The 24,688-nt window shown below is 38.0% G+C and carries 20 protein-coding genes and 9 pseudogenes; 26 read left to right on the plus strand and 3 right to left on the minus strand.

Translation table 11 applies throughout. The features are described 5' to 3' along the window. Positions 1 to 651 precede the first annotated feature (651 nt). The 15 genes and pseudogenes from M44_RS23415 (at position 652) to M44_RS23445 (ending at position 11,072) form a co-directional block, all read left to right on the plus strand. Positions 652 to 897 (plus strand): ArsR/SmtB family transcription factor, encoded by a 246-nt coding sequence (locus M44_RS23415; protein ID WP_010174568.1) that lies wholly within the window; start codon positions 652 to 654, stop codon positions 895 to 897. A 31-nt stretch (positions 898 to 928) separates the two neighbouring features. Then, a complete protein-coding gene (locus M44_RS30245) occupies positions 929 to 1,069 on the plus strand; it encodes a hypothetical protein (protein WP_474371661.1) in 141 nt (46 codons plus the stop codon). 50 nt (positions 1,070 to 1,119) lie between these two features. Then, positions 1,120 to 1,935, plus strand: coding sequence for a permease (locus M44_RS23420; protein ID WP_474371663.1), 816 nt, complete (start codon positions 1,120 to 1,122; stop codon positions 1,933 to 1,935). Positions 1,936 to 2,072: 137 nt separating this feature from the next. Then, positions 2,073 to 2,252 (plus strand): thioredoxin family protein, encoded by a 180-nt coding sequence (locus M44_RS23425; RefSeq protein ID WP_237705297.1) that lies wholly within the window; start codon positions 2,073 to 2,075, stop codon positions 2,250 to 2,252. Between the two features lie 206 nt (positions 2,253 to 2,458). After that, entirely contained in the window at positions 2,459 to 2,803 is a 345-nt protein-coding gene (locus M44_RS14185) for an ArsR/SmtB family transcription factor (protein ID WP_010174570.1), read from the plus strand. Between the two features lie 12 nt (positions 2,804 to 2,815). Then, positions 2,816 to 4,114 (plus strand): arsenical efflux pump membrane protein ArsB, encoded by a 1,299-nt coding sequence (locus M44_RS14190; protein WP_010174571.1) that lies wholly within the window; start codon positions 2,816 to 2,818, stop codon positions 4,112 to 4,114. 76 nt (positions 4,115 to 4,190) lie between these two features. Continuing rightward, positions 4,191 to 4,556 (plus strand): arsenate reductase (thioredoxin), encoded by a 366-nt coding sequence (gene arsC, locus M44_RS14195; protein WP_010174572.1) that lies wholly within the window; start codon positions 4,191 to 4,193, stop codon positions 4,554 to 4,556. Positions 4,557 to 4,649: 93 nt separating this feature from the next. After that, positions 4,650 to 5,016: pseudogene (gene arsD, locus M44_RS23430) on the plus strand (arsenite efflux transporter metallochaperone ArsD). A 20-nt stretch (positions 5,017 to 5,036) separates the two neighbouring features. Then, positions 5,037 to 6,805, plus strand: a pseudogene (arsA, locus tag M44_RS23435) (arsenical pump-driving ATPase). A gap of 13 nt (positions 6,806 to 6,818) precedes the next feature. Continuing rightward, positions 6,819 to 7,768, plus strand: a pseudogene (gene trxB / locus M44_RS23440) (thioredoxin-disulfide reductase). A gap of 15 nt (positions 7,769 to 7,783) precedes the next feature. After that, the gene (locus tag M44_RS14225; protein ID WP_010174577.1) at positions 7,784 to 8,212 is read left to right on the plus strand and encodes a protein-tyrosine phosphatase family protein; all 429 of its coding nucleotides are present in this window, start codon (positions 7,784 to 7,786) and stop codon (positions 8,210 to 8,212) included. Positions 8,213 to 8,232: 20 nt separating this feature from the next. Next, entirely contained in the window at positions 8,233 to 8,508 is a 276-nt protein-coding gene (locus M44_RS14230; protein WP_010174578.1) for an adhesin, read from the plus strand. Between the two features lie 886 nt (positions 8,509 to 9,394). Further along, entirely contained in the window at positions 9,395 to 9,847 is a 453-nt protein-coding gene (locus tag M44_RS14235; protein WP_010174579.1) for a YaiI/YqxD family protein, read from the plus strand. A gap of 30 nt (positions 9,848 to 9,877) precedes the next feature. Further along, positions 9,878 to 10,070, plus strand: a pseudogene (locus M44_RS28360) (hypothetical protein). A 504-nt stretch (positions 10,071 to 10,574) separates the two neighbouring features. Then, positions 10,575 to 11,072: pseudogene (locus M44_RS23445) on the plus strand (P-loop nucleotide/nucleoside kinase family protein). A gap of 207 nt (positions 11,073 to 11,279) precedes the next feature. Here M44_RS23445 and M44_RS30005 read toward each other — a convergent pair. After that, positions 11,280 to 11,714: pseudogene (locus M44_RS30005) on the minus strand (methyl-accepting chemotaxis protein); the annotation flags it as partial. A 324-nt stretch (positions 11,715 to 12,038) separates the two neighbouring features. Continuing rightward, positions 12,039 to 12,587: pseudogene (locus tag M44_RS30010) on the minus strand (protoglobin domain-containing protein); the annotation flags it as partial. 275 nt (positions 12,588 to 12,862) lie between these two features. Here M44_RS30010 and M44_RS14250 point away from each other — a divergent pair. The 11 genes and pseudogenes from M44_RS14250 (at position 12,863) to M44_RS14290 (ending at position 22,062) form a co-directional block, all read left to right on the plus strand. Then, the gene (locus M44_RS14250; protein ID WP_010174581.1) at positions 12,863 to 13,867 is read left to right on the plus strand and encodes a tRNA dihydrouridine synthase; all 1,005 of its coding nucleotides are present in this window, start codon (positions 12,863 to 12,865) and stop codon (positions 13,865 to 13,867) included. Between the two features lie 221 nt (positions 13,868 to 14,088). Continuing rightward, a complete protein-coding gene (gene rpiA, locus M44_RS14255; protein WP_010174582.1) occupies positions 14,089 to 14,781 on the plus strand; it encodes a ribose 5-phosphate isomerase A in 693 nt (230 codons plus the stop codon). Between the two features lie 184 nt (positions 14,782 to 14,965). Next, positions 14,966 to 15,152, plus strand: a pseudogene (locus M44_RS28365) (hypothetical protein). A gap of 189 nt (positions 15,153 to 15,341) precedes the next feature. After that, complete coding sequence (locus M44_RS14260) at positions 15,342 to 15,737, plus strand: DUF302 domain-containing protein (protein ID WP_010174583.1); 396 nt, start codon at positions 15,342 to 15,344, stop codon at positions 15,735 to 15,737. A gap of 420 nt (positions 15,738 to 16,157) precedes the next feature. Beyond that, a complete protein-coding gene (locus tag M44_RS14265) occupies positions 16,158 to 16,490 on the plus strand; it encodes a hypothetical protein (RefSeq protein ID WP_010174585.1) in 333 nt (110 codons plus the stop codon). Positions 16,491 to 16,765: 275 nt separating this feature from the next. Beyond that, positions 16,766 to 16,909: a hypothetical protein gene (locus M44_RS28370; RefSeq protein ID WP_010174586.1), complete on the plus strand. Its 144-nt coding sequence runs from the start codon at positions 16,766 to 16,768 to the stop codon at positions 16,907 to 16,909. Positions 16,910 to 17,226: 317 nt separating this feature from the next. Then, complete coding sequence (locus M44_RS28375; protein WP_237705296.1) at positions 17,227 to 17,745, plus strand: 3D domain-containing protein; 519 nt, start codon at positions 17,227 to 17,229, stop codon at positions 17,743 to 17,745. A gap of 352 nt (positions 17,746 to 18,097) precedes the next feature. Continuing rightward, complete coding sequence (locus M44_RS23455) at positions 18,098 to 18,838, plus strand: methionine ABC transporter ATP-binding protein (protein WP_010174588.1); 741 nt, start codon at positions 18,098 to 18,100, stop codon at positions 18,836 to 18,838. Next, positions 18,831 to 19,493 (plus strand): methionine ABC transporter permease, encoded by a 663-nt coding sequence (locus tag M44_RS14280; protein ID WP_010174589.1) that lies wholly within the window; start codon positions 18,831 to 18,833, stop codon positions 19,491 to 19,493. Before M44_RS23455 ends, M44_RS14280 begins: the two co-directional genes overlap by 8 nt. 18 nt (positions 19,494 to 19,511) lie before the next feature. After that, entirely contained in the window at positions 19,512 to 20,330 is an 819-nt protein-coding gene (locus M44_RS14285) for a MetQ/NlpA family ABC transporter substrate-binding protein (RefSeq protein WP_010174590.1), read from the plus strand. A gap of 205 nt (positions 20,331 to 20,535) precedes the next feature. Next, positions 20,536 to 22,062, plus strand: a complete 1,527-nt coding sequence (locus M44_RS14290; protein WP_010174591.1) for an AbgT family transporter — start codon at positions 20,536 to 20,538, stop codon at positions 22,060 to 22,062. A 249-nt stretch (positions 22,063 to 22,311) separates the two neighbouring features. Here the strand turns inward: M44_RS14290 and katG are convergent. Then, positions 22,312 to 24,508, minus strand: a pseudogene (katG, locus tag M44_RS23460) (catalase/peroxidase HPI). Between the last annotated feature and the right edge of the window lie 180 nt (positions 24,509 to 24,688).

The following is a 24,688-nucleotide window of genomic DNA, read 5'->3' on the forward strand; positions in this document are numbered from 1 at the left end:
TTCATGGATATTCTTAAGAAAAATACTAGATAAAGTGGATAGAGGTTTTATCTTTTATTGGTAAGAGGTAACCTGAATAGTAAATCGTAAGACAAGGTCCTTGTCCCTCTGATGATTCCTCTGATGGTTGACAAGAGAACCGTCCCCACGATTCTGTGTAATTTTATAATAAGGTGTGCAACTGCAGAGCAAAGAAAGGGCTTTAGAAACAGTCTCAAGCCTTTTCTTATTCCTTCTTTCACTAACTTACATTTAATAAGTGATGATTAAAATGCCACTCTTTTTTATGGTATCACCACTACTTATTCCCCGATATAATTGTCTCCCTTTCGGTAACCACAACGAAGTTAAATACCTTCCATTAATCTAAGCGGCACTAAAAATATTAATAATGATAATGTAAATCAATGACCATCCTTAAAAAGACAGAGATAAATAACAGTATTGTCAAAAAAATGACATAAATAAAACTATAAAACTAGAAAAGTAGTTTTATAATGTAATTACAGAAGGAGGTATGAGTGTTAATGAAAACAACTTGGGAATTGAAGTCAAATAAAAGAAATTAATCAAATCCGCAAGAGGGCCGAGAAACAGCTTCCGATAGTTACAGACAATGAAGAATTGGAGTATACTGCCTCTTTCTTTAAAGTGTTTGCGGATGAAACTCGACTGAAAATTATATCGTTGCTTTGGATAGATGATATGTGTATGTGTGAAATTGTTGAAGCGTTAAACGGAGCGAATTCTACCATTAGTCATCACTTGAAGATTATGGAAAAGGTTAAAGTCATTATTTCCAATCGTGAAGGGAAGTTCACTATCTATAGTATAAACAAGGAAAAGATATCACCACTAATTTCCTATTTGAAACAGAGTGATAAAGCACTTTATTAAAATACAAATGTAATACTTGGATATGATCTTATTGGGTATCTTTGAATGGTTAAATGATCAGCTTCTTAAGATGGAGTGGTTGAGTAATCTCATTACCATACTTGTTGCAAATGTAATTGGTCTAGATGTAGATGAAAGAATCGGAGGAAGTATTCTATTTTTTTATCTATGATGTAATAAAAATATTTATTTTACTTTCTATTCTCATATTTTTTATTTCGTATATACAAAGCTTTTTCCCACCGGAGAAGAACAAAAAAAATACTTAGCAGATTTAAAGGGACTTCGGCGAATATAATGAGTGCTATATTGGGTACAGTTACGCCATTTTGTTCGTGTTCATCCATTCCTTTATTTATTGGTTTTACAAATGCAGGATTACCAATTGGAGTTACATTTTCATTTTTAATTTCTTCACCTCTTGTAGATTTAGCATCTGTCATTTTACTTGCTAGTATTTTTAACTGGAAAATTGCAATTGCCTACGTTATTGTTGGGCTAGTACTCGCTGTTATTGGCGGAACAATCATTAGTAAATTAAAACTGGAAAAGTATATAGAGACGTTTGTTTACAATAATAAAATGATTGAAGTTGAGCAGGAAGAATTAACTACACGTGACAGGGTTAATTATTCTAAAGATCAAGTAGTGGAAATCATAAAAAAAGTGTGGCTTTATATCCTAATCGGTGTTGGTATTGGTGCAGCAATTCATAATTGGGTGCCAGAATCAGTCATATCTACTGTGCTTGGTGAGGATAAATGGTATTCAGTACTTTTAGCAACAGTTGTTGGAGTGCCAATGTATGCGGATATTTTTGGAACATTACCAATTGCAGAGGCATTAGTTACAAAAGGAGTTGGGATCGGCACTGCCCTTGCGTTTATGATGGCAGTTACAGCTTTGTCACTTCCTTCTATGATTTTGTTAAAAAAGGTTGTTAAGACGAAACTACTTTTTATCTTTGTAGGAATAGTAACCTTGGGAATATTGATTATAGGGTACAGTTTTAATACTTTTGGTTATTTGTTGATGTAAGTAAGATGCAACTTAAGCAGTTTAGTGCTTGTTGGCCTTTTCTAATGAATATATATAATGAGAAAAAAGGAGCGAATTAATTATGGTTATTAAGATTTTAGGTTCGGGATGTAAAAAATGCATAATGTTGGCTGAAAATAACAAAAAAGGCTCTTGATGAATTAAGTAAGGATGCAGACGTTGTTAAAGTTACAGAGATGGAAGAGATAATGGCTTATGGCGTTATGTCAACTCCGGCATTAGTAGTTGACGAAAAGGTTGTTTCATATGGGAAGGTTTTGAAACCAAAGGATATTGTAAAATTTCTTAATATATAGAAGGAACTTTTAAAAGAATAATATTAATTTGAAGGAAAACTGGCTAAATTAACGGTACTTGATTAGGGTGCGCTTTAATAAGAGCCAGTTTATTTTTTGTTTACAAAACCTTAACAAAAGATTTCTTGAAATAAATATATAAGCAAATTATTATATAAGTAAATAGTTATATGTTGTTATAGATAAAGGTGTTGGGGGTGAATTTTTTGCGAATTTCAAGAGTGGAAATAGAAAAGGTTGCCACGTTCTTAAAATTATTAGGTGATAAAACACGCTTAACTATGGTGAAAATTCTAGATTCCCACGATTGTTGTGTTTGTGAATTTGTAGAAATATTTAAAACTAGCCAGCCTGCTATTAGTCAACACGTAAGAAAGTTGAAAGACTTTGGAATAGTTCGAGAAACAAGAAGAGGACAATGGATTATCTACTCATTGAATAAAGATAGTGACTATTATCCACTAGTCCAAAACTTATTAAATCACATCCCTAGTCAAGATTATAAATTAAAAGAACTTGAGGAACAGGGTCTACGCATTTCGTGTGAATAGGAGGTTAGTATTTTGACATCAGTAATTTTAGCATCAGTGATTTTCTTAACAACACTTATTTTAGTCATTTGGCAACCTAAAGGGTTGTCCATTGGCTGGTCTGCATGTGGGGGTGCGATTCTCGCATTAATTGTCGGAGTAGTTGATTTTAATGACGTATTAGATGTGACATCCATTGTATGGAATGCAACATTAGCATTTATTGCAATTATCATCATATCTCTTATCTTGGATGAAATTGGTTTCTTTGAGTGGTCCGCACTACACATGGCGAGAGCTGCTAAAGGCAATGGGGTGCGAATGTTCGTTTACGTATCAATACTCGGAGCACTAGTAGCAGCATTTTTCGCAAATGATGGTGCAGCACTTATTTTAACGCCAATCGTATTAGCAATGGTTCGTAATCTAAATTTCAATGAAAAGATGGTGTTTCCATTCATTATCGCGAGTGGATTTATTGCGGATACAACATCCCTACCTCTTGTGGTAAGTAACTTAGTAAATATTGTATCGGCCGATTTTTTCGGAATTGGATTTGTAGAATTTGCTTCTAGGATGATTATTCCGAACTTCTTTTCATTAGCAGCAAGTATATTGGTTTTATATCTATTTTTCCGTAAGAGCATTCCAAAGAATTATGACATGTCTCAATTGAAAAAACCTGTGGAAGCTATCCGAGATGAAAAGATGTTCCGATTATCTTGGATTGTATTAGGAATACTACTTATTGGGTACTTTGCAAGTGAATTTATAGGAATTCCTGTATCCATTATTGCAAGTATTGTAGCAATCTTCTTCTTATTCATGGCTAGAAGGAGTTCAGCTGTAAATACACGTACAGTGATTAAAGGAGCGCCATGGGCAATCGTTTTCTTCTCGATTGGTATGTATGTAGTTGTTTATGGTTTGAGAAACGAGGGACTTACTGATATATTAACCGACCTAATCCAAGTAACCGCTGACCAAGGTTTATTTGCGGCAACGGTTGGTATGGGATTCATTGCAGCTATTCTATCTTCTATTATGAATAACATGCCGACAGTAATGATTGATGCTCTAGCGATAGCTGATACTGATACAACTGGAGTAATAAGAGAAGCACTTATTTATGCCAATGTTATTGGGTCAGACTTAGGGCCAAAAATCACTCCTATTGGTTCTCTTGCAACTTTGTTATGGTTACATGTTCTTTCGCAAAAAGGAGTTAAAATTTCATGGGGAACATATTTTAAAACAGGTATTGTGTTAACCATTCCAACACTGTTTATTACATTAGTTGGTTTATATATATGGTTGTTAATCATTCACTAATTAATAAAGGAGAAATAGATTATGTCTAAAAAAACAATTTATTTTTTTATGTACAGGTAATTCTTGCAGAAGCCAAATGGCAGAAGGTTGGGCAAAGAAATATTTAAGTGATGAGTGGAATGTTCACAGTGCGGGCATTGAAGCACACGGATTAAACCCAAATGCAGTAAAAGCAATGAAAGAAGCGGGTGTAGATATTTCAAATCAAACATCCGATATTATTGATCCTGAAATTTTAAATAATGCTGATCTGGTGGTTACTTTATGTGGAGATGCAGCGGATAAATGCCCTATCACACCACCACATGTAAAAAGAGAGCACTGGGGCTTTGATGATCCAGCAAAGGCTGAAGGAACAGAAGAAGAAAAATGGGCTTTCTTCCAACGTGTTCGTGATGAAGTAGGCGACAGAATTAAGCGTTTTGCTGAAACAGGGGAATAAAAATTAATAGCCAAGGGATGACTTCTCTTGGTTTGCTTTTTATACCATATATAAGTGATTGCTTATATAATTATTTACGTGGAGGTAATAGCAATGAAAAAAGTTGAAATTTTTGATCCTGCAATGTGTTGTTCAACAGGGGTGTGTGGTCCGAGTGTAGATCCAGAATTGACGAGGATATCATCTGCAATTTTTTCATTAAGAAAAAAAAGGATTTAATATTAAAAGATACCAACTAACAACTGACCCTGATAAATTTGCAGAAAACGATGAGGTTAATCGTGTATTACATGAAAAGGGGCCAGAAGCTTTACCTGTAATTTTACTAGACGATCAAGTTGTAAGAGCTGGTAGTTATCCAACAAACGAAGAACTAGTTGAATGGTTTGATGTAAAGCCAGAAGAATTAAATGAAAAACCCAAGGTTCGCCTTTCCATTGATTTAAATTCACTGAACTAAGAAGAAAGGAGACGAAAGAAATGTTTCAATCTTTCCATCCAAAGAATGTCGTAAATACTCCTTTCCTTTTTTAACGGGAAAAGGAGGAGTAGGAAAAACATCAACCGCTTGTGCAACAGCTGTAGCCCTAGCTGATAGTGGAAAAAAGGTATTGCTAATAAGTACAGATCCAGCTTCGAACCTACAGGATGTGTTTGGTATAGAGTTAACGTACACACCAAAAGCAGTACCCCGTGTTGAAAATCTATATGCAAGTAACCTAAATCCAGAGGAATCAGCAAAAGCCTATCGTGAAAAAGTTGTTGGCCCATATCGTGGAAAACTACCTGACTCTGTGGTTGATACGATGGAAGAACAATTATCTGGGGCTTGTACAGTTGAGATTGCTGCATTTGATGAATTTACGAGTTTGCTCACAAATCCTGAAATTGTTAATGAGTATGACCATATTATTTTTGATACGGCACCAACTGGTCATACGTTAAGACTTTTACAACTTCCAACTGCATGGAATGGGTTCTTAGAAGAAAGTACACATGGAGCGTCATGTTTAGGACCATTATCAGGGCTTTCTGATAAAAAGGACCTTTATTCTAGAACAGTAGAGGTTCTTGCTAATTCAAGTATAACTACATTAATTTTAGTTGCAAGATCTGATGTTTCATCACTTTTAGAAGCTGACCGTGCATCAAAAGAACTGAAAGAAATTGGTATAAAAAATCAAACTCTTATAGTTAACGGTCTTCTCCAGAACCACCTTGAAGGCGATGAAGTCTCAACAGCATTTTATCATCGACAAAGAGAGGCTTTAAAGAGGATACCAGAAAATTTAAAGCAGACCGTCATCTATTCATTACCATTTGTTTCTTATTCCTTAACAGGTGTTGAAAATCTAAGGCACCTATTTAAGCAATACTCAATCCCATTATCAGAGTTACCCTTTGAAGAAGAAACTGATAATCTTCCGAGATTAAATGAAGTAATTAATGATTTCTCAACCCATAATACAAGGCTGATTTTTACAATGGGTAAGGGCGGAGTAGGCAAAACAACGGTAGCTTCCGCAATTGCGGTTGGTTTGGTTGAAAAAGGTCACCGAGTACACCTAACAACTACAGATCCAGCTGCTCACTTAAATTATCAGTTCCAAAGTGATCAAGTGAATCAAAATTTATCGATTAGTAGTATTAACCCAAAAGACGAGGTAGAGAAATATAAATCAGAAGTTTTAGGTAAGGCAAGTAATGATCTAGATGAGGAAGGACTAGCTTATTTAGAGGAAGACCTAAATTCACCATGTACCGAGGAAATAGCTGTATTCAGAGCATTTGCAGAAGTCGTAGCTAAATCTGAAGATGAAATCGTTGTAATTGATACAGCACCAACTGGACATACATTACTGTTGTTAGATGCTGCACAGTCTTATAGTAAAGAAATTGCAAGGTCAACAGGAGAGGTTCCTGACAGTGTCAAAAAGTTGCTTCCTCAAATTAGAAATCCAATAGAAACATCAGTTGTGATTGTCACACTTGCTGAAGCGACACCTGTTTTAGAAGCATCCCGATTACAAGATGATTTAAAAAGAGCAAGTATTAATCCGAAATGGTGGGTAATTAACCAAAGCCTATCTGCTACAAATACGAAAGACCCTGTATTAAGAGGGAAAGCTGTTGCGGAAAAAGAATGGATTCATAAAGTGAATGAAAAACTAGCTGAAAAGTGTGCGATTATCCCTTGGTCACAAGAAGAAAAGGTTGGGTACGAGAAGATAAAGGATTATATTTATTAATCGGGTGATAGATATGGAAAAGGTTATAATTTTAGGAACAGGTCCAGCAGGGCTAACAGCTGCAATTTATTTAGCATGAGCAAATATGAAACCTATTGTCATTGAAGGAGATCAGCCGGGTGGGCAGTTGACATTAACAACTGAGGTTGAAAACTTCCCTGGTTTCATCGATGGAATTATGGGTCCCGAATTAATGGATAATATGCGAAAGCAAGCAGAGCGTTTTGGAGCTCAATTTAAAAGAGGTTGGGTAACAAATGTAGATTTGTCTAAGAGACCTTGCCGCTTAGAAGTTAGTGGTTTATTTAGGTGATATCGAAACTGAATCACTTATAATTTCAACCGGAGCTTCCGCGAAAATTTTGAATATACCATGAGAAAAAGAAAACATAGGCCGGGGTGTTAGTACCTGTGCAACGTGTGACGGATTCTTCTTCAGAGGTGAAAAAGTTATAATCATTGGTGGAGGAGATTCTGCTATGGAGGAAGCAAACTTTTTAACTAAGTTTGCGAGTGAAGTGGTTATTGTTCATAGAAGAAACGAACTTCGCGCTTCTAAAATCAAGCAAGATCGTGCTAGAGATAATTCAAAAATTTCTTGGGAACTAAATAAGACGCCACTAGAAGTGATGGCAGGAGAAAATGGAGTTACTGGGTTAAAAGTAAAAGATAATGATTCGAATGAAGAAAAAGTCATACAAACGGATGGTATTTTTGTTTCCATTGGCCATAGACCAAATACATCATTTTTGAACGGTCAAATAAACACAGACTAAACGGGCTATAGCAATGTCATACCGGGTACGACTGAAACAAATGTCCCAGGAGTTTTCGCATGTGGTGATGTGCAAGACAAAAAATCGTCAAGCAATTACGGCTGCAGGAACTGGATGTATTGCTGCATTAGATGCAGAAAGATACATTGAAGGAAGTGCAGTACATGACTGGAGCAAATCATTGTAGTAGGAGGAAAGAAAAATGACAACAGAGAATTATCATGAACTATTTAAAAATCGTATTTATATTGGTGGAGCAGACGATGTAACAGACTTACTTGAAAATGAAAAAGTAGATATTGTTTTTGATTTGAGAGCAGAGGCACCTACAGAAGCAGTCAGCTATAATCGCGTGCACAGTCCAATCGTTGATGATGCAGCGGACCAGGATGAATCGGTTAAGAAATCTATTGAACAAGTAGTTAAGGCGTATAATGAAGGAAATAATATTTATTTTCATTGCCAAGGCGGTAGTAATCGCACAGGAACAGTTGCTATAGGAACATTATTAAGCCTAGGTAAAGCTGATACAATAGAAGAAGCAGAAAAAACAGCTCAAACAGCAAGACCAAAGATTAATGTGAAACCTGAAATGAAGGAAGTCTTGAAAAGGATCTTTCCAAACGCCTAATATAAATGGAGGAGAGACAAGTGAAAATTACAGATGGAGCTAAACAACTTTTAGAAAGCTTCTTAAATGAAAAAGGAGCAGAGGGAATTCGCCTTTCATCGATTGAAGGTTGTTGCGGCCCGCAATTCTCAATTTCTTTAGATGCACCTGAGGAATCCGATACTGTTGAAACCATTAATGGAATCAGAGTGGCGATCGATTCTCAAATTACCGGTACTGAAGAATTAACTTTAGACAAAGAAGAAAATCAAGAAGGTGCAGGATTGGTTCTTTTAGGAGCTAGTAGCTGTTGTTAATATAAAGGGAATCAAGGGGACGGTTCTAGCGATGCTATTTTAAGAATATTGAGCTTTAGAATTGTCCCCACTATTCCCGACAATTAATTATGTCTTGTTTAATTTTCAAAATTAATAAATTAGAAGCAAAGTAATAGCAAATAGAAACTTGCCTAATCTTTATAAATTTGAAATAATTGGTATGATTCGGATAAATAAAAAAAAGTTAAAGTAGGATAGAACATTTTTTAGAAGGGATTGGTAATAGTGAACGTTATTCAGCCAATAAAGCCTTCAGATAATGAATATAGGGTCATACCAGTCAAGAATTATGTTGTGTTCTATGTTGCTAAATAACATGTTAGTGAGGTTAATAGGGTTATATATGGCAAGATAAATTTGACCAAGTTAATCAAGTGATTTAATAAGTATCACCAAATAACTTAACCTCCTCATGATAGAGAACTAAGCGAATGGAACAATCTGGTAACTTTAGAGGAGCATGATAGGAAAAGAGATTTTGTTATATAATTTGCATAAGAAAAGTATGTCCTTTCTTGCATTGTTTGGCTTGGCGATTAAACAATACCATAGAAAAGGCATACTTTTTTGTTTTTTTATTAAAAAATGAGATACCGGACTTTTTAGAGCCATCGCTTTAAGCGATTTCGTTCTTCTAGTGAACTTTTTTCAAGAATATTGAAACTTCTGAATCAAAAGAACCTTCCCCACGAATCCCCCGTTACTTCCCTTTGCTAACAAAATTCTATAAAGTATAATAGGAGAGTAGAAAAATACAGCAAAAGGAAGAACTCTTGATTATTTTAAAATAAATGTCACCAGTCCCTTTTATAGTTGTAAGAGATTAAGTTAACTAGTAAGTCTAACTTCTTTACAGGAGGGGAAGATGAAAATTTATGTGGATGCAGATGCTTGTCCGGTGAAAAAGATTATTCTTGAAGAAGCAAGGGATTTCGAAGTTCCAGTTATCCTTGTAACAAGCTTTTCTCATTTTTCTAATGCAAAACAGCCATCAGGAGTGAAAACCATTTATGTTGATTCTGGAGCAGATGCTGCAGATTATCGGATTGTGAGGTTGGTGGAAAAAGGAGATATTATCGTGACACAAGATTATGGTCTTGCATCATTATGTTTACCAAAAGGAATTATCGTCCTCCACCATAAAGGCTTTAGATATACAAATGAAAATATTGACCAATTATTACAAACACGTTATTTAAGTGCAATGGCAAGAAAAAGCGGACAGCGAACAAAGGGACCAAAGCCTTTTACAGCAGAAGACCGGGAGAAGTTTAGGGATCTTTTTAAACAGGTTATTTCTCGTGAAAAATTAAGATAAACTCAGAGATTCAGTTAGGAGATAAACATCTTGAAGTATTTAAAATCGCAAATGCAACAACTGATTAAGGAAAATAAAAGAACTGCATACACGCTTTAAAGAACTGAAGGCTGAGCATAGTCTTGAAAAAAACAATGCCCTCAAGGCCTTGTACCATTCAGAAGTTGCGGATGGAGGAAAGTATCAGGTAGCATACCAAGCACTTGATCAGCCCAAAAAGTAGACTCTTATATCTTATTTATCCTTACTAAAAATTCTGTTATAAATACTGGATGGTTGTAAGTGGATTATGTTAGTGAACAAAATATGAAGTAGGTTGCTGCGTAGTACAAATATACTGTGCAGAAGGAATAACTTTAAGGATAACAACCATAGTGTCACTTTCTAAATCAACATTCAGCCATCGGAGTTATTTTTTTGTTTAATGTATTTTAAAGGAAACTTACTTTTTCGCAAAGTTAATATTTATGCGTTTCAGTATCAATATTCTATCGAAATACAGGTGGAGTGTGTAGTAGAGTTAGTTCTAGATCAAAGGGAACGGTTCTAGCGATTCTATTTTAATAATATTGGAATCCAAAAATACAAAAAGAACCATCCCCACGGACTCTCTATATTCTTAAGAAAATATGAGATAAAGTGGCCGTGGGTTTTGTCTCTTTATGTTAAACGGTAACCTGAATAGTAAATCGTAAGACAAGGTCCTTGTCCCTCTGGAGGTGAGAATATGAAACAGGTAGGAACGCTGTATTTTTTCTGTGGGAAAATGGGTGCAGGAAAGTCAACGAGATCACAACAATTAGCGAAGGATAAGCAGGCGGTATTACTATCAGAGGATGAATGGCTTTCCTCTTTATAACCCAATCAAATTACTTCATTTGAAGACTATATAACCTATTCTAAGCAGCTTAAGCCATTGGTGAAAAAGCATGTGCAAAGCATTTTAAATGTCGGTACTGATGTTGTGATGGACTTTCCAGCGAACACACTAAGTTTGAGAAAATGGCTATTGGGCATTGCGTCAGAGGCCCATGCTAGCCATCAACTCATTTATCTTAATCTGTCCGATGAGCAATGCTTACGTCACATTGCTCAAAGGAGAATCGAGCAGCCTGAAAGAGCCGCTTTTGATACGGAAGAAGTGTTTACTCAAGTTACTAAGTTTTTTGAAGCACCAGAAGCATCCGAGGGTTTAAATATAGTAGAGTTTAGAGGAGAAGAGTAAACTAAAGGTTTACACAAGTTTAAGTTGGGGTTAGTTGCAACGTGTAGTGAAGTGTACCAAATAGTAATACGTACTAAAATGACTAGAAAAGGTACTCCACGATGGTAGTTAGATTACAGTTATCTAGCTACCTATGTGGAGTACCTTTTTTAATTAGTCATCCTGCTTGTGAGACAAAGTCCCTGTCCCTTCGTCTTTCCTTAATTCTTAATTCGTCTTGTTCAGTAAGTTTTCTGATAAGGCGAGTAATCCGGTGGAAGAGGCGTTTACTTCTTGGATGCTTTCGACGATCGTGTCTAAATCTTTTTTGTTTTGTTCGAATCGGTCGACGTAGTTTTGTATTTCCATTTTAATAGTGAGTAATCCGTTTCTTACTTCTCCTACGCTTTGCTTTGTTGTATCCGTTGAAGCATTCATCTTGGCCATGTCTTGAATGACTTGTTTTAGTGTTCCGTTACTTTCAACGATTGTATTGTTGATTGTGTCGCTTAGCTGCTTGGATTCATCCGCTAGCTTTCGAACTTCGTTGGCTACAACGGCAAAGCCTTTGCCATGCTCTCCTGCTCGAGCAGCTTCAATGGATGCATTTAATGATAATAAATTGGTTTGATCAGCGATTCCTTGAATAGCTTGGGTTAGCTGACTAATATTGTCATAGGAGTGATTTAAGTTCTCTATCCCCTTAATGGAGATGTCCACGCTTGAAATCAACTCATGAAGAGTGTCTACCATGTTTTCCATTTTATCTTCATTCAAGCTGGTTAAGCCGATGAGATTTTTACTACTTTTTTGGGTCATTTCCGTTTCGATTCGAATTTGGTCAGCCTTATGGGAAGTCTCGCCAATAGCTGCTTCCGTTTGTTGGACGGATGAGGCAATTTGATGGCTTATAGAAGCGATTTCTTCGTACAGTGTCTCATTTTCCTGATTTAATGTTTGTAGTTCTTCTATTCTAGTTTTTAAATACATGTCAACCACTAACTGGGCGTCTAAATTGGTAATTTGCACATAAGCTACCATTGTTTTGGCTAATTGCTCCGGTTGGTCTTGCAGTAGTTCGACGATTTTGGGAAGCAGCAATTCACTTAATGTAGCATACGTAGCGAGAAACCATGTAATAGGTAAACTTACACCGTTGTGTGTTTGACCAATTCTTTGTCTCATTTTAATATATTTTTCATCCATAGACCCACTAAATAAACTAGCAAAGTATTGAACGAATACAGCTTTTAATCGTTCTCTACTAGAATGATTTTGGGCAATTACTTTTAAATCTTCTTGTTCGTATAATTGATCTAAAACCTTTTCTAATATGTCTCCAACAAGGGGTGATACATCGTCACTTATATTATGTAAAATGGTAAGGTATTCTTCTTTAAAACCCATATAACGTAATCTTTGATTAATTTCGGAATCATTTGTTTTAACGATGGTACTAGTGTCCCTGCCAATCATGATGGCTTCAAATTTTTGTTTGTTTCTTTGAAATAATGTAATCAATTGTGACACCTCCATTTTAAATTCTACCTTTAAGTGTGGAAGAGGTAAATAAGGAATGTGTTACATTCTTCCTATCTTTACATTGTATCTTAAGTTGGATGGCGTCATATAGCTTTCTTTTAGGTTAAAAGGTGGAAGTTTACAGGACAAGGTCCCTGTCCCCCTGGTGAATGTGATTGATAAAGGTGCTCATGCATGGTATAAGTGTAAAAGAAGATTAGAAGGTTGATGTTAAGATAGGGAGAAAGATAGATCTTAGTATTCCATCATGAGAGGATTTGTGTTTAGTTATGAAAGAAAACTTTTGGCGTGATTTACCACGACCATTTTTTATATTAGCACCAATGGAAGATGTGACCGATGTTGTGTTTCGACATGTTGTCAGTGAAGCAGGGCGACCTGATGTGTTTTTTACGGAGTTTACGAATACGGAGAGTTATTGTCATCCTGATGGCATTCAGAGTGTGCGTGGACGTTTGACGTTTACAGAGGATGAACAGCCACTTGTTGCTCATATTTGGGGAGATAAGCCAGAGTTCTTCAGAGAAATGAGTATCGGGATGGCAGAAATGGGTTTTAAAGGGATAGATCTCAATATGGGCTGTCCTGTACCGAATGTGACGCAGAACGGGAAGGGAAGCGGCTTGATTCTTCGGCCTGAAGTGGCAGCAGAGTTGATCCAAGCGGCAAAAGCAGGTGGACTTCCCGTAAGTGTGAAGACGAGACTAGGCTTCAGTGATTTAGAGGAGTGGCGTGGTTGGCTCACTCATATTTTAAAACAAGATATAGCAAATCTATCTATTCATCTGCGGACAAGGAAGGAAATGAGCAAAGTGGATGCCCACTGGGAGTTAATTCCGGAGATAAAGAAGCTTCGTGATGAAGTGGCTCCAGATACTCTGCTTACGATCAACGGAGATATCCCTGACCGCGAAACGGGGTTGAAGCTTGTTGAACAATATGGTGTAGATGGTGTTATGATTGGGCGTGGGATATTCCATAACCCATTCGCATTTGAAGTCGAGCCAAAAGATCATACAAGTAAGGAGCTGCTTGATCTTTTAAGATTGCATTTAGATCTTTATGATCAATATGCAGAACAAGTTATGCGTTCATTCAAGTCTCTTCATCGATTCTTTAAGATTTATGTAAAAGGATTTAGAGGCGCAAGTGAATTAAGAAACCACTTAATGAACACAGAGTCTACGGATGAAGTTCGTGCGTTGCTTGATGAGTTTGAGTCCAAGAACCTGGATGAATTAGGGAATGGGAATAGCGTTACGGTTTCAGGATGAAAGGGACGTTTTAAACGGTGTTTCTTCATTTAAAGATCTATAATCTTAAAATGCACTTGCCTTTAGAGGTGAGTGTATTTTTAAATTGAATAAGAGGAAATAACTGGAGGATAAAGAATAATTTGATTTAGAAGGCTATAAATTTCAAGTGGTCGTTCAGCACAATACATAATTTAAAAAAGGACAAAGTCCCTGTCCCCAAAAACTGAGGAGATGAATAAATGATGGACAAGAAACAACAATGTGCCAAGAAAGCAATGGACTATATTAAGGATGGCATGGTGATTGGACTCGGTGGAGGAAGCACGATAAAGCACCTGATCGGATATATTGCTAGAAGTGATAAGGAAGTGAAGATCATTACCCCCTCTTTTGAAACTAGACAACATTGTATCGAAGCAGGATTAAGGGTACTCTCTACTTCAGATGTGGGCGAAGTGAGTGTTGCATTTGATGGGTGTGACCAAGTAGATGAGCAGTTCCATTCATTAAAGAGTGGAGGGGGGATACATACAGAAGAAAAGCTGATCGCAAGCATGGCGAATGACTACATACTACTAGTTGATGATTCAAAATATGTACCTACATTGACCTACGATCACCCAGTAGTACTGGAAGTTCTTCCACAAGCTTTAGCATTTGTGAAGAGACAGCTGGAATCGTTCTCAACGCTAGGTGGGGCACTTCGTATGAGCAAAGATAGGGATGGAGCAGTTCTTACGGAAAACGGCAATTACTTGATAGACGTACGTTTCCCGCCTCAAGAAAATAGCAGGGGATTGGAGCAATCTTTAAAAGGCTTGCCTGGTGTTGTCGAGGTATCATTATTTACGGCGGTTGTGTCTAAAGTACTCGTTGCTACAGATAATGGTGTAAGAGAAGTAGCAAGTCGGAGGGACAGGGGGATTGTCTGACCGTATAAACATCAGAAATAAGTAGGTTCTATTAAGTAGAACCTGGATGGAGAGGAAGATCGTTCGTCACAGTGCTTATTGCTTGATACGTTATTCGCTTAAATCCCATCAAATAGTTGTGCTTGTTTGAATAATTCTCACGACACATTTCATACTAAGAATGAAATGAAAAGGAGTGAGAAGAATGGCCAAGCGAAACGGTAAAACAGACGCAGAGCAAAAAAATAAAAAAAGGCTTTGATTCTAGTAAAACAGATTCTGAGTTCTCTAAAGAATTCGGAAGTGCAGCAGCAAACAAAGCGCATAAAAGAAAAAGACTAAAAAAAGAAAAGGCATCTAAAAATCAAGGCGAATGGAACGGAATGCAATAAGAAGGCAGTCGGTCTAATCCTTAAGGGATTAGGCTTTTTAAGTAAAGAGACGAGGGATAGGCTTAAAAAATATCTAAACTCTAGTTTATTAAGAAGACAAAGTCCCTGTCCCTCTTGATTATCAAATACGTTAATGGGTATACAAGTAAGGTGTGATTCACTATCTTTATCAAAAAGGAGCGAACGAACATGTCTTTTGATTTTACTGTTGAAACAAGTAGAGGAATGAACGAAGTGATTGAACAACTAGAAAGTGCATTAAAGGAAGTTCAGTTTGGCGTTCTTTGGGATTTTGATTTAACGGAAAAGTTACAAGAGAAAGGAATGGATTTCGCTACTCCCTATCGAATATTAGAGGTGTGTAATCCTAAAGAGGCTCAACATGTGCTAAGTGTTAACAAAACAGCAGGGTATTTTCTGCCATGTAAATTAGTTGTTTTTGAGGATAATGGGAAAACGAAGGTAGGAATGCCGAAGCCAACATCTTTAATTGGTTTAGCAGATAGTCCTGAGCTATTTAGTATAGCGGAAGATATTGAAAAGCGTTTAATCTCAGCTATTGACAAGGCAATAGATGGAAAGTAAGGTATTGGAACACTGTTTAGAAAGAGTGTCCACTACTATTGTTATGTAAATGGGCTTTTACTTAGGCTTCACTAATGTAGCTAACAATCTTTATTTTATGTAGAAGGCGGGTTCAAAAATAGACCCGCCCTCTTTACTTTTTGTTCTAAATTGAGCTCTTTAAGAAGACAAAGTCCCTGTCCACTCATTCCCACTTGACGAAATTGCCGGCATATGGAAAAATAATCCTATCAACCACTCTCCTTTTCTTCACCATTTCAATCTCTTCTCCTCTTCTAGATACTTCTCTCCTTTTCTTTTTATACTCTATTCTCTGCCAATGCTCTTTTTAGAAAGGGGTGATCTACAATGTAGAACCATTCACAAATCCTGACATTTCTCTATTTCCCTCTATTAATTGAAAAGAAAGGAGGTTATTAGATGGGTCACGATATTTCAGGCTACAATAGAGCAGGAGATTCTATCGCTTATGCTCGTTTTAGTATGGGGAATCACAATTCCTACATATTGTATGATGTGTTAGATTGTATGAAATTTCATGCTGGAGTAAGCGGATCTGGCGAAATGACTGTATTTAACAGGGAACAGCTAGAAAGGGCGTCAAACGTTTTTCAGGACAAATATCTTCAGTTTATTCCTCCTAACCTGACGTGTGAAGCCTCGCTATGGGATATAAAGCAAATGACAGACTTTATCCAAAATTGTTTAGAAACAACTAAAAGAGAAGGGATAGTAAAAGTCTACTTTGGCTAGTCACGAATGTTAAATCAATCTCAGATTCTCCAGGCTCACCTCACCTATATTTTCTTTAAAACCCAATTTTATCAAGAAAACAACCTTTATTTTCCTGCTAAAGAAATCCCACCCAAAACTTTTCTAATATAAGGAAATCTCGTAATAAATCTATAATATAGCTGATATTCATGTAATAGAATTGTTATTCTCCTGTTCTTTGAATCTAGCAAATTCGTGATAACATAGATAACATTGAGCCACTTGAGGCAAGAACATAGGAGGTAATAGTTCTTATGAAAAAAACAATGTATTCTCTTGTTACGGCTGCGGCCATAGCAGGAACGTTCACTTTAGGTTCCACTGCTTCTGCATCGGAAGTAACGGTGAAAAAGGTGACACATTATGGGATATTGCAAAAGAGAATAATATTACTGTAAGTGAGTTAAAAGGGTGGAATAACCTGTCTAGTGATACTATTCACCCTGAACAATCTTTAAAGGTTGCACTAGCTACTACGTATAAAATAGAAACAGGAGATACGTTATGGGGAATCTCCGAGCGTTATACTGGCATACACTATCAGCAACTAGCAGATTGGAATGGTATTCCAAATCCAGACTTAATCTATGCTGGTGATAGCTTAACCATTTACACAGATGGTAATCCATCCCCTGTAGCAAACGTTGAGGAAACGGTTGAAAAAGCGGAGACTGTAACCGAAAATCCTGTGACATCTGAAACGGAGAAAGAATCCGTGAAAGAGGCACCAGCTGAGGAAGAGGTAGTGGAAGAGCAAGCACCAGAAGCAACTACTAACGAAGAATCACCTGAAGAGCCAGCATCAAAACCAGCATCAGAGCCAACAGTAGAATCGTCTGTTGAAGAAGTCCCAAGTCAACAGCCAGCTACTGAGGAAGCAGCAGAAAAAGAAGAGGTCACATCAGCGACTAATGAACAGTCAAATCCAGTTGATGATGAAGTCTTAAAAGAGTTAACAGTTTCAGCTACAGCTTACACGGCTACATGTGAGGGGTGCTCAGGTATCACTGCTACTGGAATTAACCTATTAGAGAATCCCGATGCGAAAGTCATTTCAGTAGACCCTTCCGTTATCCCATTAGGTTCAAAAGTGTGGGTAGAAGGATATGGTGAAGCGATTGCAGGCGACACTGGTGGAGCAATTAAAGGAAATAAAATCGATGTATTTATTGCGGACAAGCAAGAAGCCATCAATTTTGGAGTACAAGAACTTCAAGTAAAAGTATATAAATAATAGAAAAGGCTGCCCATATGGGGAGCCTTTTTCTTATGATGTTCCTTGATAGAGTGAATAAACTCACGTTCCATCTTTTAAACTTACCAAAAATCACGATTTGAATCTTATCTACCATGCACCGACAATGTCATCCATAAAACACCCCACTTAATTTAGAAGATGCAACAAAAGTAAACGGATAGCTCTCCCATCGTACCTTTCTTCTCTAGTTATCAAGTATTGAAAATGGTAGAATCAACTAGATCTTAACCTTACATTCAATGGAACACTAGTAATGACTTTCTTTAAACATTGTTGTACAATGATTATCGTTATCAACAGCCTTCAAACAAGAAAGGGGCAAATTTGTATGATTAAGCTACAGAATGTAACCAAGTCCTTTTCAGCGTTCCAGGCGATTAAACATCTATCTTTAACGATACATAGGGGAGAAATTCACGGCATTATTGGCGCTAGTGGTGCAGGTAAATCCACGTTACTTAGGGTTATGAACATGCTTGAGGTTCCAAATGCAGGAAAGGTAGAAGTGAACGGTAAAATGCTGACAGAGATTACCCAAAAGGAGCTTCGAGAGGCGAGAAAGTCGATAGGAATGATTTTTCAGCATTATCATCTTGTTTCTAATAAAACCGTGTATCAAAATGTACTGGTTTCGTTAAAACTGTCAGGATATCCTAAAAAAGAGCGAGAGGCTAGGGTCTTAGAATGCTTGCGATTTGTAGGGCTTGAGAGCATGCAAGCGAAATATCCAGCTCAATTAAGCGGTGGACAGAAGCAGCGGGTGGCTATTGCTAGAGCACTCGCCAATAACCCGACCGTTTTATTATGTGATGAGCCAACTTCATCACTTGATCCAAGTACGACCGATGATATATTAGACGTGTTGCAGTCTATTAATCATAAATTAGGTGTTACCGTTGTGGTCGTCAGTCATGAGATGGATGTGATTAAAAGCATTTGTCACCGTGTTACAATACTTGATAAAGGAAGTATCTATCAAACTGTCGAACATATACCATTTGGGATCGAAAAGAAGCAGAAAGATCCAAGCTACTTTGTTGAGCAGTTAAGGGGTTCTCAGTATGTTTGAAGATTTAGTGAGATATGAGACAGAGATTTGGGAGTCCATTATTGAAACATTTGTGATGGTTGGTGTTTCCACGTTAGCTGCGGTACTAATTGGACTTCCTGTTGGGACTCTCCTTTTTCTTAGTCGAAAGGGAAATCTCTTAGAAAATAGAGCTCTATTTTCAAGTGTTAATTTAGTGGTTAACATGATTCGGTCGTTTCCATTTTTACTGTTAGTCGTCTTTTTACTACCTTTTACAAAGCTTATCATTGGGACAGCAATTGGTACAGCGGCTGCAACGGTACCGCTATCTATTATCGCCATTGCCCATTATGCTCGGTTGGTTGAGCAGTCTCTTCTTGATGTACCAAGAGGGGTAATAGAAGCGGCGGTTTCGATGGGGGCATCCGTGAAAGACGTTGTGTTGAAGTTTATTTATGTTGAAGCGAGGTCTGGACTTGTTTTCGGATTAACCACATCCATCATTAGTTTTATTTCCTATTCGACGATTATGGGAGTTGTGGGTGGTGGGGGTATTGGTGACTTTGCCATACGTTATGGCTACCAGCAATATAAAACAGAGTTAATGTATTACGTTATTATCATCATGATTATCTTTGTTCAGCTGATTCAGTTTATTGGAACAACTGCATCAAGATGGTTGGATAAGAGATAAAATACAGGAGGAAATTCCATGAAAAAGTTCTATCTATTTTTAGCAGTCGTGATGCTTGTCCTAGCAGGCTGCGGTCAAACGAATGAAAGCACAGAGCAGGTGGAAGAGCAAGAACAAATAACCTTAAAAGTGGGTTCACTGATTCCGCCGATGACAGAAATTCTAGAGCTTGTAAAACCGACTCTAGCAGAAGACAATATTACGCTTGAAATGATTGTACTAGGAGATAACGTTCAACCAAACGAAGCACTGGCGTCAGGTGAAATTGATGCGAACTTCTTCCAGCATGTCCCGTATATGGAAGAATTCAATCGCAATAATGAAGCAAGCTTAACACCGGTCACTCCTATTTATTTTGCAAATTACGGGGTATATGCAAAAGAATATGACTCTATGGATCAACTGCCAGAAGGAGCTGTGGTGGCGATTGCAAATGATGTATCCAACATTGACAGATCTCTATCATTACTCGCTCAGCACGGAGTCATTACTTTAAAGGAAAAAGAAGATGTGTATTATACACAAAGTGATATTAGTGAGAACCCTAAAAACTACCAGTTTGAAGAAGTAGACTTATTAATGCTTTCGAGAATGTATGATGATGCAGATGCCGTGGTTATGACGCCAGCCTATGCAGCTCCACTTGGGTTAACGCCTAAAAGCGATGCACTAGTAACAGAGGGTGTGGAGAACAACTTTGCGATTACTCTTGTAGCTCGAGAAGATAACGTGAATTCTGAAGCGATTCAAAAGCTAGCAGAAGCGATGACAAGTGAAGAAGTTAAAACGTTTTTAGAAGAGAATTATGATGAAACGGCGATTCCTGCTTTTGAATAATAACTAACCTTAATAAGGTGCCTACGCTCACTAGATGTTCATAACATCTGGTGGGAGTATGGCATTTTTCTTTTTGAAAAATCCTCCTATTCTGAATATTTGTAAGTGTCTTCCATTCATTTTTATACTTGTCTATACTAATGATATGTCTTTTGATAATTGTTTGAAAATTAATTCTAATCAAAAAGAAAGGTGACAACAAAGCATGAAACAAAATAAAGATAATGGTTGGATTATAAAGATGTTAAATGTGATTGAGCGAGTTGGGAATAAGCTTCCTGACCCTGTTACATTGTTCTTCTTATTCTCCATAATTGTTGTTATATTATCTGCTGTTTTTTCTACAATTGGACTTAAAGTAGAAGACCCCATTAATGCAGGGGAAATGGTTGAAGTAAAAAATTTACTAAGTTCTGAAGGAATTCGGTACTTATTTGAAAGTGCCGTAACCAACTTTACGGGGTTTGCACCTTTAGGTACAGTACTGGTTACAATGCTTGGAATTGGAATTGCCGAGCGTTCAGGGTTAATTAGTGCATCTTTACGTGGACTTGTGACATCTGTTCCTCGTTCTCTTATGACAGCTGCTTTAGTATTTGGAGGCGTTATGTCTAGTATGGCAGCCGATGCAGGGTATGTTGTCTTAACGCCACTTGGAGCTGTATTATTTGCAGGTCTTGGACGACATCCATTAGCCGGTCTTGCCGCAGCCTTTGCGGGGGTATCTGGTGGATTTAGCGCAAACTTACTGTTAACATCACTTGATCCGCTTCTTGGTGGATTAACTCAGGATGCAGCTTCTATTATTAATCCAGAGTATGCATCAAACATCAACTATGCGATGAACTACTATTTTATGATTGTGTCTGTGTTCCTAATTACCATAATTGGAACGCTTGTTACAGATAAAATTGTTGAACCACGCTTAGGGACATACCAGGGAGATGTAAAAGAAGAAGTCGATTATTTAAAACCAGAAGAGAAAAAGGGTCTTTGGGCGGCATTACTTGCCTTTATCGTAACAGGTGTTGCCATTGCTCTTTTAGTTATCCCTTCTGGGGGACCACTTCGCGGGGGAGAAGAGAACATCATCAATGCTCCGTTCTTTCACACGCTTGTACCCATCATTCTAATTATGTTCTTTATTCCAGGACTAGTGTATGGAATCATTACAAAATCCATTAAGAATGATAAAGATGTGGCAAGCCAGCTATCTGAAACGATGGCGACAATGGGGGCATACATTGTTCTAGCCTTTGTGGCAGCCCAGTTCGTAGCGTACTTCAATGAATCGAAGCTTGGAACGGTTTTAGCGGTAAAAGGTGCAGAATTCATTGATGCTACTGGATTTAAAGGGATACCACTGATTCTAACTTTTATTATCGTTTCTGGGTTCATTAATTTATTTATTGGTAGTGCGTCTGCCAAATGGGCGATTATGGCACCGGTATTTGTACCAATGATGATGCTTTCTGGTTATACACCAGAATTCACTCAGCTTGTGTACCGCATTGCCGATTCAACGACAAACGTTATCTCACCGTTAATGCCTTACTTTGCCATCGTCATTGCATTTGCGCAAAAGTATGACAAGAAGGTTGGGATTGGAACGTTGATTTCTACAATGCTACCATATTCTATCGCCTTTACGATTGGGTGGGTCGTATTATTGATTATCTGGATGTACTCCGGTTTACCAATCGGACCTGGATCAGGTATAACATATCCTTAATAATGTATAAAAGAGTCTTATCCTTAGGTGATAAGACTCTTTTTTGTATGTGCCCGGCATGGGAACAAGGAGTGGGACGCAAAGCGAAGGTAGAGGGGCTTAACACCACCCGGATTTGACACAATCAAGTGTAATAACCCCGTCAACCAAACGAAATCAGACACCAATAGCCACTAGGTAAACGCAACACGCACCCAAAATCATAACAAAAAACGCAGTCCAAAGGGTCTGCGTTTTTATTGATTCCACTTATTTTAAATCAAAACGATCAGCGTTCATCACTTTCACCCAAGCGGCAACAAAGTCACGTACAAATTTTTCTTTTGTTGTCATCTTGTGCATATACTTCGGAAATAGCACGAAGGACAGAGTTTGAGCCAAATACAAGGTCTACTCTTGTTCCTGTTCGTACGACATCACCTGTCTTTCGGTTGCGTGCTTCGTATACAGTACCGTCAACTGGCTTCCATTCTACAGCCATATCTAGTAGGTTCACGAAGAAGTCATTCGATAACGAACCGATGTTGTCCGTAAAGACTCCGTGCTTAGAGCCACCGAAATTTGTACCAAGAACACGCATACCACCAACTAATACAGTCATCTCGGAAGCGGTTAGCCCAAGAAGTTGGGCTCTGTCGACTAGTAGTTCTTCAGCCGTTACACTAAAGTCTTTCTTTTGGTAGTTTCGGAAGCCATCTGCAACGGGCTCTAACACATCGAAGCTTTCAGCGTCTGTTTGTTCATCGGTTGCATCCCCGCGCCCGTAGGCAAAAGGAACTTTTATATCAACCCCTGCATTGGCTGCTGCTTTTTCTACTGCAGCGGTTCCTCCTAGAACAATTAGATCAGCTAGACTTACTTTTTTGTCTAGATGTTTTTGAACATCTTCAAGAACAGAAAGCACCTTTTGTAATTGTTCTGGTTGGTTGACTTCCCAATTTTTTTGAGGAGCTAGTCGAATACGAGCTCCATTTGCTCCGCCACGGTTATCAGAACCACGGAATGTGCTTGCGGATGCCCAAGCGGTGGCCACTAACTCACTGATTGTTAGACCAGAATCTAGTAGTAACACTTTTATTTTCTCAATCTCGTTCTCTGACAGTTCATAGTCTACCGCTGGAACAGGGTCTTGCCATATTAGTTCCTCTTGAGGTACTTCAGGACCTAGGTATCTAGAACGGGGCCCCATGTCACGATGTAGTAGCTTGAACCACGCACGGGCAAAGGCATCGGCAAATTCTTCCGGATTCTCGTGGAAGCGACGTGATATTTTTTCATAGGCAGGATCCATAAGTAGTGCCATATCTGCCGTAGTCATCATAGTTGGTACTTTAATAGATGCATCTTCTACATCCGGGGCAAGGTGATCTTCAGTTGGGTTAACAGGAGCCCATTGGTGTGCGCCGGCAGGACTTTGTGATAGTTCCCACTCGTAGCCGAATAGCATATCAAAATATCCATTATCCCACTGAATTGGGTTTGGTGTCCAAGCACCTTCTACACCACTTGTGATGGTATCACGTCCATTTCCTTTTCCGTGAGTACTTGCCCAGCCAAATCCTTGTGCCTCAAGCGGTGCAGCCTCTGTATCCACACCCACGTGAGCTGCATCCCCGGCGCCATGTGCTTTTCCAAAAGTATGCCCACCAGCAATGAGTGCAACTGTTTCTTCATCGTTCATTCCCATACGACCAAATGTGTCACGGATATCGCGACCACTAGCAACTGGATCTGGTTTTCCGTTAGGCCCTTCAGGATTCACATAGATTAATCCCATTTGGACAGCAGCCAGGGGATTTTCAAGATCTCGGTCACCCGTATAGCGGTTATCTCCTAGCATTTCTTTTTCAGAGCCCCAATATATATCCTCTTCAGGGTGCCAAATGTCAGCACGTCCACCACCGAACCCAAAAGTTTTTCCACCCATTGACTCAATTGCCACGTTTCCAGTTAAAAGTAGAAGGTCCGCCCATGAGATTTTGTTGCCGTATTTTTGTTTGATAGGCCATAGTAGACGACGAGCTTTATCTAGGTTGCCATTGTCAGCCCAGCTATTTAGTGGGGCAAAACGTTGCGCTCCAGTACCACCGCCCCCTCTGCCGTCACCTGTACGATATGTTCCAGCAGCATGCCAAGACATACGAATAAAGAAAGGTCCATAGTGCCCATAATCAGCTGGCCACCAATCTTGGCTATCTGTCATTAAATCGTGAAGATCCCTTTTTAAAGCGTCGTATTCTAACGTTTGGAATTCTTTACTATAATTGAATTCTTCTCCAAGAGGATTTGTTTTTTTATCGTGTTGATGAAGAATATTTAAATTTAATTGATTTGGCCACCAGTCACGGTTGGTTGTACCAGTAGGTGTGTGATTCGTCATGGAACCATGTACGGCTCCGTGAGCAAATGGGCATTTTCCAGCGCTTGTTGAATCATTTGAATGCATAAATATCTCTCCTTTATCTTATAAAATAGTAATCTAGGGTTTAAATTAAACTAAAAAACGTTAAAAACAAAGTGGTGAAACAATAAATAACAATTATTACTTTATAATAATACTAAATTAATAATTAAAATAAAAGAGTAATTTTATAAATATACGTTTAATTTGTTCTTTTGTTTTTTA

Origin of the sequence: Bacillus coahuilensis m4-4 (assembly GCF_000171615.1) — a bacterium.
In the GTDB taxonomy this organism is placed as follows: Bacteria; Bacillota; Bacilli; order Bacillales; family Bacillaceae_K; genus Bacillus_T; species Bacillus_T coahuilensis.

What these genes read in the sequence shown, in the direction of transcription:
- M44_RS14235 (WP_010174579.1), top strand. Translation starts at nt 9,395, where the DNA reads ATGAAAATTTATGTGGATGCAGATGCTTGTCCGGTGAAAAAGATTATT.
- M44_RS14225 (WP_010174577.1), top strand. Translation starts at nt 7,784, where the DNA reads ATGACAACAGAGAATTATCATGAACTATTTAAAAATCGTATTTATATT.
- rpiA (WP_010174582.1), top strand. Translation starts at nt 14,089, where the DNA reads ATGATGGACAAGAAACAACAATGTGCCAAGAAAGCAATGGACTATATT.
- M44_RS28370 (WP_010174586.1), top strand. Translation starts at nt 16,766, where the DNA reads ATGAAAAAAACAATGTATTCTCTTGTTACGGCTGCGGCCATAGCAGGA.
- M44_RS14290 (WP_010174591.1), top strand. Translation starts at nt 20,536, where the DNA reads ATGAAACAAAATAAAGATAATGGTTGGATTATAAAGATGTTAAATGTG.
- M44_RS14250 (WP_010174581.1), top strand. Translation starts at nt 12,863, where the DNA reads ATGAAAGAAAACTTTTGGCGTGATTTACCACGACCATTTTTTATATTA.
- M44_RS14280 (WP_010174589.1), top strand. Translation starts at nt 18,831, where the DNA reads ATGTTTGAAGATTTAGTGAGATATGAGACAGAGATTTGGGAGTCCATT.
- arsC (WP_010174572.1), top strand. Translation starts at nt 4,191, where the DNA reads ATGGCAGAAGGTTGGGCAAAGAAATATTTAAGTGATGAGTGGAATGTT.
- M44_RS23455 (WP_010174588.1), top strand. Translation starts at nt 18,098, where the DNA reads ATGATTAAGCTACAGAATGTAACCAAGTCCTTTTCAGCGTTCCAGGCG.
- M44_RS14260 (WP_010174583.1), top strand. Translation starts at nt 15,342, where the DNA reads ATGTCTTTTGATTTTACTGTTGAAACAAGTAGAGGAATGAACGAAGTG.
- M44_RS14265 (WP_010174585.1), top strand. Translation starts at nt 16,158, where the DNA reads ATGGGTCACGATATTTCAGGCTACAATAGAGCAGGAGATTCTATCGCT.
- M44_RS14285 (WP_010174590.1), top strand. Translation starts at nt 19,512, where the DNA reads ATGAAAAAGTTCTATCTATTTTTAGCAGTCGTGATGCTTGTCCTAGCA.